This is a genomic window from Variovorax sp. V35 (genome assembly GCF_041154465.1).
Lineage (GTDB): Bacteria > Pseudomonadota > Gammaproteobacteria > Burkholderiales > Burkholderiaceae_C > Variovorax > Variovorax boronicumulans.
The window spans coordinates 4,806,173-4,819,709 of sequence record NZ_AP028666.1 but is presented as its reverse complement, the minus strand read 5'-3'; the positions used below and the strand labels follow the sequence as shown (position 1 = coordinate 4,819,709).

Annotated in this window: 13 protein-coding genes and 1 tRNA gene; all 14 read left to right on the top strand. The window is 63.1% G+C overall.

The features are described from left to right. Positions 1-29 precede the first annotated feature (29 nt). The 14 genes from ACAM42_RS22175 (at position 30) to ACAM42_RS22110 (ending at position 13,224) form a co-directional block, all read left to right on the top strand. Positions 30-344, top strand: coding sequence for a putative quinol monooxygenase (locus ACAM42_RS22175; protein ID WP_369629430.1), 315 nt, complete (start codon positions 30-32; stop codon positions 342-344). Between the two features lie 17 nt (positions 345-361). Continuing rightward, a complete protein-coding gene (locus tag ACAM42_RS22170; protein WP_369629429.1) occupies positions 362-1,159 on the top strand; it encodes a thioesterase family protein in 798 nt (265 codons plus the stop codon). 216 nt (positions 1,160-1,375) lie between these two features. Beyond that, positions 1,376-3,283, top strand: a complete 1,908-nt coding sequence (gene thrS / locus ACAM42_RS22165) for a threonine--tRNA ligase (RefSeq protein WP_139702243.1) — start codon at positions 1,376-1,378, stop codon at positions 3,281-3,283. Positions 3,284-3,384: 101 nt separating this feature from the next. Next, entirely contained in the window at positions 3,385-4,008 is a 624-nt protein-coding gene (infC, locus tag ACAM42_RS22160) for a translation initiation factor IF-3 (protein WP_082818065.1), read from the top strand. Positions 4,009-4,161: 153 nt separating this feature from the next. Then, on the top strand, positions 4,162-4,365 hold the full coding sequence (rpmI, locus tag ACAM42_RS22155) for a 50S ribosomal protein L35 (RefSeq protein ID WP_007832497.1): 204 nt from the start codon (positions 4,162-4,164) through the stop codon (positions 4,363-4,365). A gap of 24 nt (positions 4,366-4,389) precedes the next feature. Continuing rightward, entirely contained in the window at positions 4,390-4,749 is a 360-nt protein-coding gene (rplT, locus tag ACAM42_RS22150; RefSeq protein WP_007832499.1) for a 50S ribosomal protein L20, read from the top strand. A gap of 112 nt (positions 4,750-4,861) precedes the next feature. Continuing rightward, positions 4,862-5,938 carry a phenylalanine--tRNA ligase subunit alpha gene (gene pheS / locus ACAM42_RS22145; protein WP_369629428.1) on the top strand — a complete coding sequence of 359 codons (1,077 nt, stop codon included), beginning with the start codon at positions 4,862-4,864 and terminating at the stop codon, positions 5,936-5,938. 45 nt (positions 5,939-5,983) lie between these two features. After that, positions 5,984-8,425 carry a phenylalanine--tRNA ligase subunit beta gene (gene pheT / locus ACAM42_RS22140; protein ID WP_369629427.1) on the top strand — a complete coding sequence of 814 codons (2,442 nt, stop codon included), beginning with the start codon at positions 5,984-5,986 and terminating at the stop codon, positions 8,423-8,425. 2 nt (positions 8,426-8,427) lie between these two features. Continuing rightward, the gene (locus ACAM42_RS22135) at positions 8,428-8,802 is read left to right on the top strand and encodes an integration host factor subunit alpha (RefSeq protein WP_095747662.1); all 375 of its coding nucleotides are present in this window, start codon (positions 8,428-8,430) and stop codon (positions 8,800-8,802) included. A gap of 64 nt (positions 8,803-8,866) precedes the next feature. After that, a complete protein-coding gene (locus tag ACAM42_RS22130) occupies positions 8,867-9,325 on the top strand; it encodes a MerR family transcriptional regulator (protein WP_369629426.1) in 459 nt (152 codons plus the stop codon). Between the two features lie 26 nt (positions 9,326-9,351). Further along, positions 9,352-9,428, top strand: a tRNA-Pro gene (locus ACAM42_RS22125). 308 nt (positions 9,429-9,736) lie between these two features. Next, positions 9,737-10,921 (top strand): DUF6499 domain-containing protein, encoded by a 1,185-nt coding sequence (locus tag ACAM42_RS22120; RefSeq protein WP_369629425.1) that lies wholly within the window; start codon positions 9,737-9,739, stop codon positions 10,919-10,921. 138 nt (positions 10,922-11,059) lie between these two features. After that, positions 11,060-11,410, top strand: coding sequence for a helix-turn-helix transcriptional regulator (locus tag ACAM42_RS22115; protein ID WP_369629424.1), 351 nt, complete (start codon positions 11,060-11,062; stop codon positions 11,408-11,410). After that, positions 11,407-13,224 carry a DUF927 domain-containing protein gene (locus ACAM42_RS22110; protein WP_369629423.1) on the top strand — a complete coding sequence of 606 codons (1,818 nt, stop codon included), beginning with the start codon at positions 11,407-11,409 and terminating at the stop codon, positions 13,222-13,224. Before ACAM42_RS22115 ends, ACAM42_RS22110 begins: the two co-directional genes overlap by 4 nt. The last annotated feature ends 313 nt before the right edge of the window (positions 13,225-13,537 follow it).

Genomic DNA, 13,537 nt, shown 5'->3' with positions numbered 1-13,537 from the left:
GCCGTTGTTGTCCACCCAGGAGATGTCCCATGATCAAGTTCGCACTGTTTGCCCGCCTCGAAGCCAAGCCCGGCAAGGAAGCCGCCGTCCAGCAATTCCTCGAGGCCGGCCTGGCCATGGCGCGCGAGGAAAAGACCACGCCGATCTGGTTTGCGCTGCGGCTGTCGCCCAGCACCTTCGGCGTGTTCGACGCGTTCGAGGACGAAGCCGGCCGCCAGGCGCACCTGAGCGGCCCGATCGCCCAGGCCCTGATAGCGCAGGCGCCCGAGCTGTTCGCCGGGCCGCCCTCGATCGAGCCGATCGAGGTGCTGGGCTTCAAGAACGTGGCGGCCGCGGCGTCGTGAGCGTGCAGGTGCAGCCCATGACGACACCTATCGGCGACCCGGTGTTCGTCAGCGATGGCGAACGCTTCGTGCCCACCGAGGCGGCCATCGGCCCGTGGTCCGCCGATGCCCTGCAGGGCAGCGCGACCGCCGCGCTGCTCGTGCGCGCGCTCCAGGCGCATGAGGCGAGCCGCGGCCGCGAGGTGGCGCGGTTGAGCTTCGATTTCTGGCGCCCGGCGAGCCGGGCGCCGATCACGCTCGAATTCACCCTGCTGCGAGACGGCGCCAAGGCGCGCACGGTGGCGTTCGACATGGTCCAGGATGGCAAGTCCGTGCTGCGTTGCACTGCCTTGCTGCTGCGCAGCGGGCAGACGCCCGCACTGCCGGCCGCCGACGCCTTCGCCGCCGCGACGTTCGCGCCGCCGGAAGAGGGTGCGCCCATTCCCGCGGTGGCGTCCCGCATGAGCCCGTTCTTTGCCGGCGTGGACGTGCGCATGGCACGCGGGCAGATCCTCGAGCCCGGCCCGGCTGCCGCATGGTTGCGCCTGGGCCGGCCGCTGGTCGACGCCGAGGCCGCTTCGCCGCTGGCCCAGGTGGCCTCGGCGGCCGATCTCGTGGCAGGCATCTCGCAATGGGCGCATCCGGCGCGGCTGGGTTTCGTCAATGCCGACCTGACGATCAACCTGCGGCGGGCGCCGCGCGGCGACTGGGTGCTGGTCGATGCCCTCACGCTTGCGGGCCCGATGGGTACGGGCTATGCCGTCGGGCAGCTGCACGACCGCGACGGGCCGGTCGGGCAGTGCGTTTCCAGCCTCCTGTTCGAGGCACGCGGCTGAAGCGGGCAGCGGCTAGAATCGCCCACTCTGCACTCAACAAGAGCGAGAAAGGCACCTTGGTTATGACACCGCGAACTACCCCGCAAGGATTCAGCGGCTTTTTCTTCTTCGAAGGAAAGGGCCGGTAGCCCCGCGCTCGCTGGTTTTTCCAGCGCACCAACCAAGCAAAGCGCGGCATCCACCGCGCTTTTTTGTTTTTCTCCCCGAGGTTTTCAAATGATCCAGATCACGCTCCCCGACAACTCGCGCCGCGAGTTCCCCGGCCCGGTTTCGGTGGCCGAAGTGGCCCAGTCCATCGGCCCTGGCCTCGCCAAGATGACGGTGGCCGGCAAGATCGACGGCAAGCTCGTCGATGCCAGCGACATCATCGACCGCGATGCCAGGCTGCAGATCATCACGCCCAAGGACGACGAGGGCCTGGAGATCATCCGCCACTCGACGGCCCACTTGGTCGGCCACGCGGTGAAGCAGCTGTATCCGACGGCCAAGATGGTCATCGGGCCGGTGATCGACGAAGGCTTCTACTACGACATCTCGTTCGAGCGCCCGTTCACGCCCGAGGACATGGCCGCCATCGAGGCGCGCATGCGCGAGCTGATCGCGCAGGACTACGACGTGATCAAGAAGATGACGCCGCGCGCGGAAGTCATCGAGGTCTTCAAGTCGCGCGGCGAGGACTACAAGCTGCGCCTGGTCGAAGACATGCCCGACGAGCAGGCCATGGGCCTGTACTACCACCAGGAATACGTTGACATGTGCCGCGGCCCGCACGTGCCGAACACGCGTTTCCTGAAGGTCTTCAAGCTCACGAAGCTGGCCGGCGCCTACTGGCGCGGCGATGCCAAGAACGAGCAGCTGCAGCGCATCTACGGCACGGCCTGGGCCGACAAGAAGCAGCTCGACCAGTACATCCAGCGCATCGAGGAAGCCGAGAAGCGCGACCACCGCAAGCTGGGCAAGGAACTCGACCTGTTCCACATCGACGAAGTGGCGCCGGGCGTGGTGTTCTGGCACCCCAAGGGCTGGGCGGTCTGGCAGCAGGTCGAGCAGTACATGCGCGGCATCTACCGCGACACGGGCTACTGGGAAGTGAAGGGCCCGCAGATCCTGGACAAGAGCCTGTGGGAGAAGACGGGCCACTGGCAGAACTACCGTGACAACATGTTCACGACGGAGTCGGAGAAGCGCGAGTACGCGCTCAAGCCGATGAACTGCCCGGGCCACGTGCTGATCTTCAAGAGCGACCTGCGCAGCTACCGCGACCTGCCGCTGCGCTATGGCGAGTTCGGCCAGTGCCACCGCAACGAACCCAGCGGTGCGCTGCACGGCATCATGCGCGTGCGCGGCTTCACGCAGGACGATGGCCACATCTTCTGCACGGAAGACCAGATCCTCGACGAATGCATCGCCTACACGGCGCAGCTGCAGAAGGTCTATGCCGACTTCGGTTTCACGGACATCCTCTACAAGGTCGCGACGCGGCCCGAGAATCGCGTCGGTTCCGACGAACTGTGGGACAAGGCCGAGCACGCGGTGATGGAATCGCTGCGCCGTTCGGGCGTGGACTTCGTCATCTCGCCCGGCGACGGTGCCTTCTACGGCCCGAAGATCGAGTACACGCTGCGCGACGCCATTGGCCGTCACTGGCAGTGCGGCACGATGCAGGTCGACTTCAACACGGCCGAGCGCCTGGGTGGGGAGTACGTCACGGAATCGAGCGGCCGCGCCCACCCGGTGATGCTGCACCGCGCCATCGTCGGCAGCCTCGAGCGCTTCATCGGCATGCTCATCGAACACCACTCCGGCGCCATGCCCGCATGGCTCGCTCCGGTGCAGGTGGCGGTGCTCAATATCAGCGAAGGACAGGCCGACTACGCGGCGCAAGTTGCGAAAACGCTGCAAAATCAAGGGCTTAGAGTTCAGCTGGATCTGCACAACGAAAAGATTACGTATAAAATACGGAAGCATTCGTTGCAAAAGCTCCCTTACATCCTCGTCGTGGGTGACAAGGAAAAGGAAGCAGGTGCCGTCGCAGTGCGCGCCCGGGGCAATCAAGACCTCGGTGCAATGTCCCTCGAATCGTTCACGCAACGGCTCGTCCAGGACGTTGCTGACAAGCGTTGATTTGTCTCTGAAACACCCCATATGTTTCTCTGCCATATCGTGCCGCCTGTCCGCGAAGACTGAGCGGCGATCGCTACAGATTTTGTAGCAAACTTTGAAGGATTCTGACCATCGCTACTGCATTTCGCGACCGCCGCCACCGCGAGGAACGCCAACACCGCCTGAACCGGGAAATCATGGCCCCGGAAGTCCGCCTGGTCGGCCCGGAAAACGAGCCATTGGGTGTCATGAGCCTTTCCGAAGCCTTGCGCCTTGCGGGTGAGGCTGACGTGGATCTGGTGGAGGTCGTTGCTGCGGCCAATCCGCCCGTGTGCCGCCTGATCGAGTACGGAAAGTTCAAGTACCACGAGCAGAAGAAGGCAGCCGAGGCGAAGTCGAAGCAGAAGGTCATCGAGGTCAAGGAAATCAAGTTCCGGCCCGGTACCGACGATGGCGACTACAACATCAAGATGCGCAACATCAGGCGCTTTCTTGAAGAGGGCGACAAATGCAAGATCACGCTGCGCTTCCGCGGCCGCGAGATCACGCACCAGGAGCTCGGTCTGGCACTCTTGCAGCGCATTCGCGACGAGCTGGGCGACACGATCATGGTCGAGCAGTTCCCGAAGCTGGAAGGCCGTCAGATGATCATGATGATCGCTCCGGGTCGCAAGAAGGTTGGCGGCGCGGCGCCGAAGCCGGCAGCAGATGCTGCGCCGGCAGCAGCGCCCACGGCAACCGCCTGAGGCATTTGCAGTAGACGGGTTTTGAAGGGATTTCGCCCTGGCCCGCATTTCGAAAGAAGTGCAGGCGGGGGCGAGATAAAGAAGTGTCTCGGGGCCAACAAGTCCGTGGAGTATCCGCGGCGCCTCACGAGCACAAACTAAAGGAGCATTTACATGCCCAAAATGAAGACCAAGAGCAGCGCGAAAAAACGTTTCCGCGTTCGTCCCGGTGGCACCGTCAAGCGCGGTCAAGCCTTCAAGCGTCACATCTTGACGAAGAAGACCACCAAGAACAAGCGTCACCTGCGTGGTGCAGTCGCAGTGCATGAGACCAACATGGTTTCTGTCGCCGCCATGCTGCCCGGTCGTGGCATTTAACTCAGACGAACAAGGAGTACACACATGCCTCGCGTCAAACGTGGTGTAACGGCTCGCGCCCGCCACAAAAAAGTTCTCGCACTCGCCAAGGGTTTTCGCGGTCGCCGCGGTAATGTCTTCCGCGTCGCCAAACAGGCGGTGATGAAGGCTGGGCAATATGCCTACCGTGACCGCCGTACCAAGAAGCGCGTGTTCCGTCAGCTGTGGATCGCGCGTATCAACGCCGCCTCGCGTGAACTGGGCCTGACCTACAGCCAGTTCGCCAACGGCATCCGCAAGGCCGGTATCGAGATCGACCGCAAGATGCTTGCGGACATCGCCGTGCACGACAAGGCCGCTTTTGCCGGCATCGTGGAGCAGGTCAAGGCCAAGCTGGCTGCTTGATTTTGCACAGCAGGTTGCCGTCTCCGGACGGCTTCTTGCGCCCACGGCTCAAGGGCTGGCGCTTGAAAAGGCTCCAGCTCTTTTTTATTTCCCCTCGAAGATTTTTGTTGCTATGAACGAGTTGGACTCCCTGGTCGACACCGCACGCGCCGCCTTCGCCGAAGCGAAAACGCCCGCAGAGCTCGAAAACGCCAAGGCCCAGTTCCTTGGCAAGTCGGGCCGCATCACCGAGCTGATGAAGGGCATGGCTGCGCTGAGTGTCGAAGAGAAGAAGTCCCGCGGCGCTGCGATCAACGTCGGCAAGCAGGCCATCGAGGCTGCATTGACCGATCGCCGCCAGCAACTCGCCGACGAAGAACTTTCACTGCAGCTGCGCGCCGAAGCGCTCGACGTGAGCCTGCCCGGCCGCCACCGCGCCGGCGGCGGACTGCACCCCGTGAGCCGCACGCTGGAGCGCATCGAGGAGATCTTCTCGAGCATGGGCTTCGACGTGGCCGACGGCCCCGAGATCGAGAGCGACTGGCACAGCTTCACCTCGCTCAACAACCCGCCGAACCACCCGGCGCGTTCGATGCAGGACACCTTCTACGTCGACCTCAAGGGCGACGACGGCATTGCCTACAACCTGCGCCCGCACACCAGCCCGATGCAGGTGCGCTACGCCCACCAGCACACCAAGAAGTACGCGGCCGAGTTCGCCGCTGCTGCCGCCGACACCACCGGCACCGTGAAGGCGCCCGAGATTCGCGTGATCGCGCCCGGCCGCACCTACCGTGTCGACAGCGACGCCACCCACTCGCCCATGTTCCACCAGTGCGAAGGCCTGTGGCTTGGCGAGAACGTCAGCTTCAAGGACCTGAAGGTCGTCTTCACCGACTTCTGCCGCACCTTCTTCGAGCGCGACGACCTCGTGCTGCGCTTCCGCCCGAGCTTCTTTCCGTTCACCGAGCCGAGCGCCGAGATCGACATCCAGTTCGCGAGCGGCCCGCTGGCCGGCCGCTGGCTCGAAGTCGCCGGCTCGGGCCAGGTGCACCCGAACGTGGTGCGCAACATGGGCCTGGACCCCGAGCGCTACATCGGCTTTGCCTTCGGCATGGGCCCCGACCGGCTCACGATGCTGCGCTACGGCGTGAACGACCTGCGCCTGTTCTTCGACGGCGACCTGCGTTTTCTCTCGCAGTTCCAGTAAGCACGTCCTTTCCACAGATAGAAAAACCAGATCGAGATCGAAGAGATGCAATTCCCGGAATCCTGGCTGCGCGAGTTCTGCAACCCGCCCCTCGACAGCGCCGCACTGGCCGAAACGCTCACCATGGGCGGCTTCGAAGTCGAAGAGCGTCGTCCGGTGGCGCCGCCTTTCACGCGCATCGTGGTCGGCGAAATCAAGGAAGCCGAGCAGCACCCGAATGCCGATCGCCTGCGCGTGTGCCAGGTCGACGTGGGGCAGGGCGCCTTGCTGAACATCGTGTGCGGCGCGCCCAATGCGCGCGTCGGCATCAAGGTGCCGTGCGCCCTTGTCGGCGCCGAACTGCCGCCGGGTGAAGACGGCAAGCCCTTCCTCATCAAGCTGGGCAAGCTGCGCGGCGTCGAGAGCCAGGGCATGCTGTGCTCGGCGCGCGAGCTGAAGCTGAGCGAAGACCACGGCGGCCTGCTCGAACTCGACGCCGATGCGCCCCTCGGCGCCGATGTGCGCGACGTGCTCAAGCTCGACGACGCGCTACTCACGCTCAAGCTCACGCCGAACCTGGCGCACGGCCTGAGCGTGTACGGCGTGGCGCGCGAACTCGCCGCACTCGCTGGCGCACCGCTGAAGACGCCGGCCATCGCGGCCGTGGCCGCGTCGTTCTCCGATGTGCTGCCCGTCAAGGTCGAGGCGCCCGACCTGTGCGGCCGCTTCTCGGGCCGCATCGTGCGCGGCGTGAACACCAAGGTCGCCACGCCCGCGTGGATGGTCGAGCGCCTCGCGCGCTGCGGTCAGCGCAGCGTGACGCCGCTGGTCGACATCTCGAACTACGTGATGTTCGAGTACGGCCAGCCCAGCCACATCTTCGACCTCGACAAGATCCACGGCGGCCTCACGGTGCGTTGGGGCAAGGCGGGCGAACAGCTCAAGCTGCTCAACGGCATGACGATCACCGTCGACGAAAAGGTCGGCGTGATCGCCGACGACCGCGAAGTCGAATCGCTCGCCGGCATCATGGGCGGCGACGCCACCTCGGTGACCGACGACACGCGCAACATCTACGTCGAGGCCGCGTTCTGGTGGCCCGAGGCCGTGCAGGGCCGCTCGCGTCGCTTCAACTTCTCGACCGACGCCGGCCACCGCTACGAGCGCGGCGTCGACCCGAGCCGCACGGTGCAGATCATCGAGCGCATCACGCAACTGGTTGTCGAGATCTGCGGCGGCGAAGCCGGCAAGATGGACGACCAGACGCTGCGCCTGCCCGAGGCCGCACCCGTCACGCTGCGCGTGGCCCGTGCCGCGCGCGTCATCGGCATGCCGCTGACGCAGGCGCAATGCACCGACGCGCTCCACCGCCTCGGTTTCGAAATCACCGAGGGCGAAGGCACGCTGACCGTCACGCCGCCGCCGCACCGCTTCGACCTGCTGATCGAGGAAGACCTCATCGAAGAGGTGGCGCGCCTGATCGGCTTCAACAACCTGCCGACCACCGCGCCGCTCGCGCCCATCACGGCCCGCGTGCGCCCCGAGGCGCAGCGCAGCCGCTTCGCGGTGCGCCGCAGCGTTGCAGCGCTGGGTTACCAGGAAACCATCAACTTCAGCTTTGTCGAAGCGCACTGGGAGCAGGACCTGGCGGGCAACGCCAACCCGGTCAAGCTGCTGAACCCCATCGCCAGCCAGATGAGCGTGATGCGCTCGTCGCTGCTCGGCTCGCTGCTGCAGGTGCTCAAGTTCAACCTCGACCGCAAGGCACCGCGCGTGCGCGTGTTCGAGCTGGGCCGCGTGTTCCTGCGCGACGACAGCGTCGTCACCACCGACAGCACCGTGCGCGGCGTGAACCAGCCCATGCGCGTGGCCGGACTGGCCTGGGGCGATGCCGAGGCGTCGCGCTGGGACGGCAAGCCGCAACGTGTCGATTTCTACGACGTCAAGGGCGATGTCGAAGCGCTGCTCGCACCGCGCGTGCCGACCTTCGAAGCGGCCGAGCACCCCGCGCTGCACCCCGGCCGTTCGGCCCGCGTGCTGCTCGACGGCCAGGCCATCGGCGTCATCGGCGAACTGCATCCGCGCTGGCGCCAGAAGTGGGACTTCACCCAGGCGCCCGTGCTGTTCGAACTCGACCTCGACGCCGTCACGGCGCGGCCCGTGCCCGTGGTGCAGCCGGTGCCCAAGCACCAGGCCGTCGAACGTGACATCGCGGTGGTCGTGGCCGAAGCGGTGTCGCATGACGCGCTGATGCAGGCCATCCGCGCGGGCGCGTCCGCCTCGGGCCTGCTGCGCGATGCGACGCTGTTCGACATCTACCGTCCGCAGCCGTTGCGCGAAGGCGCCGTGGCGGCGCCGGGTGCGCTGGCACCGGGCGAGAAGAGCATGGCCGTGCGCCTGACCTTCCAGAGCGATGCCGCCACGCTGACGGACGAGCAGGTCGAACCCGCTGTCCGTGCAATCGTCGAACAACTGGGCGCCACCCTGGGCGGCCGCTTGAGAGGATGAAGATGAACGCCGCCGAATTCACGCTCGAAGCCCTTGAAACGCCGGCGCTCACCAAGGCGCACTTGGCCGACCTGCTGTTCGAGCAGATCGGCCTGAACAAGCGTGAGTCGAAGGACATGGTGGAGGCGTTCTTCGAGCTCGTCGCCAGCAGCCTGATCGAAGGCACGGATGTGAAGATCTCGGGCTTCGGCAACTTCCAGATTCGCGTGAAGGCGCCGCGTCCCGGGCGCAACCCGCGCACCGGCGAAGCCATTCCGATCGGCGAGCGCCGCGTGGCCACCTTCCATGCGAGCGCCAAGCTCAAGGAGCAGATCCAGGGCAGCGTCGAGCCGCAGGGCGGCACTTCCGAAGTCGAGTGGAGCCTGGGCGCGGAATAGTGCTTGGTGCTGTGCGGCCGCGTAGAGTAATCTATGAGGTTTCCCGCGCACAGTCTTGATTTCAATGGAGAAAACGCTCCCGCCGATTCCCGTCAAACGCTACTTCACCATCGGTGAGGTCGGCGAGCTCTGCGGTGTGAAGCCGCATGTGCTGCGCTATTGGGAGCAGGAGTTCACCCAGCTGCGCCCGATGAAGCGGCGCGGCAACCGCCGCTACTACCAGCACCACGAAGTGCTGATGATCCGCCGCATCCGCGACCTGCTCTACGACCAGGGCTTCACCATCAGCGGTGCGCGCAACAAGCTGCAGGAACTCACGCAGGGCGAGCGCGACCGCCGCAAGGCGGGCGAAGTGCCGCTCGAAGGCCTGGAGGCCATCGAGATCGGCCAGGAGGAATTTGACGCCGCCGTGCACGAGGAACCGGGGTCCGCGGCGGTCGCGCAGAGCGTCGATCTGTCGCAGTTGTTGCACCTTCGCCGCGAACTCTTTGAAATTCGTGAGCTCCTGACTGTCGGACACTGAATTTAGCCCGCTATAATCGAGAGCTTCGGTGTGTGGCGCAGCCTGGTAGCGCACTTGCATGGGGTGCAAGGGGTCGAAGGTTCGAATCCTTTCACACCGACCAATGACAGTAACGGATAGCCGGTTAGCGTACGCTAACCGGCTTTTTCGTTTCTGGGCCAAGGGGTAAACAAAGGGGTAAACAAGCTCGCCGCATCTAGCGGACATGTGAGGTGCTTCTTGGACTATTGCCATCATCACCACCAGCGGTGCCCCTCAAAAAAAGGCGCCGAGGGCACGCGCCCTCAACTGAGTCTCGCAACGGCGTAGCGACGGCGCCGAACTGCTTGGCGTGTAAGCCTGCCCATCTAGAGTTTCGAGAACGACTCCTTCTCGATTCACAATGGCAGCGACCCTGTCGCCAAATGAATCATGCCGTACGAGAAGAAGGTTAGGCCTACACACCAGCAGCTCAGTGCAAAGGAGTGGGCGTGGGAGTTTTTGCGCCGCAATCCGAAGTATCGGGCCGCCTACGCTGAGCTGCAGGCGCTTTCAGCGTCTGATAGGACGGGCCTCGAAGCCGTGAAGGAAAATGGCTTCGAAGCACTACGAAACGTTGCCCACCTGTCGATCAAGTGGTTCAGCTTCACATTTCCGTATAGCCCAAGACGTCGCGGGGAAACGCTGCAGGAGTTCATCGAGAGAGCAAGGCATTGGGAGCCTGCGCCTTGGGTTTCTTTGCACTCCAGATTCGACCTGGAAACTTACGCCCTTGCCGACTGGATCGACCCGAACGTGTCCCCCCTACCTCCGGAGGGACTTCGAAAACTTGGGCTCCTCCGTCTTGAGGAGGTCAGATATTTCCATCCATGGACATCAGTTGACGAGGCCGAGGCGATTGCAAATGAATCAAGCGAAGAGCTGCTCGAAGGGGCTGATTCGTTCGATGATGATCTTGACTTCGAGCCGACCGAGCTGAATGCGGGTGATGACGGTGATGGCCTTTCCCCGTACGCCTACGACGGCGAAGATGAGTCGATCGATCCTGAGCAATATGAGGACGGTGGGAGTCTTTTCTTCGAGCCCCCACTTCGGAAAAATTCGCGCGCGAAAACGCCTCGGTACTCGTTCTCAGGAGCGGATGGCACGAGTGGGAAAAAATTCAGAAGTGCGAATCCCATCCCATCGATGCAGGTCAATCGGTCAACGGATGTGTTGCTACGAATTGACCTGAATCGTCCGCTTGCTCCGCAAATGGAGGCTTTCACCGAAAGCCTCGCCAAGTACAGGGCAGAGCTTGAACAAGAGGGGCTATGTTTGAAATTTCCCGACCGCATAGACCGCGGCGGCAAGTATGCGGCCTACCTCGATATCTTGGACTTACTAGCTGATGGAGCCGACTACGCGGAGATTGCAGTGCTTTTCAAAGGGGTGAAGAAGAAATCTCATTCGAGATTGGAGCGCGGAAAGATTCTCACCACGTACTCATGGGTGGATGCCTATGGTGAAGAAATCACAGCGTCGTCGAAAGCAACTGGTGACATCAGAAAGCAGGCTGAGCGTGCTCTGAACTTGCGCGACTGGGGCTACCTTGGCCTTGCCTTTCTCAACATGTAGTAGCTACGGCGACGTGTGCATCGGCGTTTAGTGACGCCAGCGCCAGCACAATTTTCGACTCAAATTTAGGCGTTCCCGGATACGAAACTTAGTCCGTCAGTGGCCACTGGCAATCCCAGAAAGCTCTGAAAGGACGAGATGAAAGCGCGAAATAAAAATGTGAGTGACCTGCCATTGAGTGCGGTGGGTGCGAAAGAAGCAGCTGGCCTGCAAGGCAGCTGCAAAACGGGCTGCGAAACCGAGATGCGGCCAGTCCCAAGTTTCCTTGAGCAGCACGCGTTGCTTCGGCTGCCGCAGGTGCTCAAAGTAATACCAGTGGGAAAATCCGCATGGTGGAATGGCATACGGGAAGGCCGTTATCCGCCCGGCGTCAAGCTATCGCCTCGGGTGACCGTATGGCCATCGCACGAAATCCAGTCGATCATCTCAGCAAGCATCGCTGCCCGCGACCAAGCGCTGGCAGGCAAGGCGGAGGCGCGGCGAGCATGAGCGCCAAGACCAAGCCCACCAAACGCTCGATCGGCAAGCGCGCGGCCAAGTCTGTAGCCGTCAGCGTTGAGGCGCTGAATGCAGCAGCAACAGTTCAAAGCTCGGAGTCGCCTTTCACCTTAGTGACGACTGGCCCGAACCCCGGCGTGTACGCGCGGCTCCGAAATGGCAAGCAGCAATACATCTGCGGACACTTGCGTCCCCTTGGGGTCAGCATCGACGCCGAGGGCCGCAACGCCGGTATCCGTGTCGAGATCGTCGATGCGCTGCGCCAGCGTAAGCGCGCAACCATTCCGGTCGACAAGCTGATGTCGCCCCTCAAGACCTATGCGTACCTGAGCGCACTGGGTCTGAGCATGCCGACCTTGAATGCCGCTGGGCACGGGGATGCCATCCTCCAGTACCTAGACGTCATGGGGTCAACGAAGAAGTTCGTGATCGTGGCCGGCGACGGGTGGCACATCATTCCGAACCCCGATGGCGTGGAGCCGTTTGCGGTCTACGCGTTGGGCGAGCGCATCGTTCATCCCAAGAACGCGTCATTCAGCTTGTGCCGCCGCGATGGTCTCGCTGAGCCAAGTGCATCGGGTAATGGCGTTGCGCTCGATCAGTTGTTGCGCATCGTCGCGCGCGACCATCTGGCGGTGTTCACGCTGTGCGCTTCGGTCGCATCGATGCTGCTGAGACCGTTGCGTTTGGGCGCGAGCTTGGTGTTCCTGGTCGGCAAGTCCAGTTTGGGCAAATCGAAGCTGCTGCGCTTCGCCGCATCACTGTATGGCCCGGCCACGACCTTGACGTGGCAGTCGACAAAGAACGGCGTAAACGCGGCTGTACGCAACTATCAAGATCGCGTTTGCCCGATCGACGAGGTCAGCCAAAGCACCGGCGCCGCCTTCTCGGAACTGGCATATGACTTGACCAACGACAGCAGCAAGCTGCGCGGGACCGCATCGGGCGGCTTGGCCGCGACATTCCGCAATGTCAATGTCGTCCTCTCCGGTGGTGAGGAAACGCCTTTGTCGCTGATCCGGAAGTCTGGCCGCGATGTGAAGGGCGGCCAGTACGCCCGATTGGTGTCCGTGCCGGTCGAAGAGCGGTATGGCGTTTGGACTGAACTCGGTAAGTTCGCGAACGGCGCCGAGAAATCCGCTGCCGTCGAGCAGCTTTCCCATGCCAGCGCCGGAGCCTTCGCCTCGCGTTTCTTGCCGTACATGATCGAGCAGGTTCGTTCGCTTCCGGAGGACTTCGCGGGCGAGATCGGCGTTCTGGAAGCCGAGCTATCCAAAGGCTTGGACTTGGAGCAAGACCCTGTCGCACATCGGGTGCTCAAAGACTTCGCGCTCTATTTCTATGCGGGCTTGATGGCCACCGAAGCCAAGGCGGTGCCGTGGAAAAATGACAACATTGCCAAGTCGCTCGCTCACGTGTTCAAGCTCTGGCACCGCGAATACATGCGCGAGCGCCCTGCCAAGCAGGAGGACGTCATGCGCCAGTTGCGCCTGTACTTCCAGTCGCAGCGTGGCAATCAGTTCCCGCCGCTGGCGGAGCATGGAGCCGACCATGCGGGCACGCTCGGCGGCTACGAGCACACGTTCCGTGGCGAGACTGAGGCGTGCTTTCTGGTGCTGCCCGCTTTCTTCGAGCAGACCGTCTGCAAGGGCGTCGACATGAACCTCGTCGTGTCCGCGTTGACCGATCGCGGCTTGCTCCAGAGGGGGCCGCGCAGCAGTCCGAAGGTGCAGGTGCACATGCCGGGCGGGGATGGCGTCAACCGCTCGTTCTACGTGATCCGACGCGCGATCCTCGCGGACTGATCCTGTGCGCCAAATATGCAGATATGGCGTATTCGGAGGGAGAGAAGGAGAACGCCCTCTCTCCCTCCGAGCATGCGCGAGCAACTGCAAGACGACGGTCGGGCTCTGGAACTGTTCGCTCTGAGTGTGGTTGGAAGCTGTCTGCACCACGCGGATCGAGCGCAAGTCGCCTGGAACTAATAAGAGTGTAGTCAGTGCATGTAGACCAGTAGATGGTCTGTTGGTGATGTAGCTGTTGAACTACGGCTAGCTCATGCTTGATATGTACAGATAGCTGATATCTGGTGAAGAACAGCTAAGCAACTTCTGATCG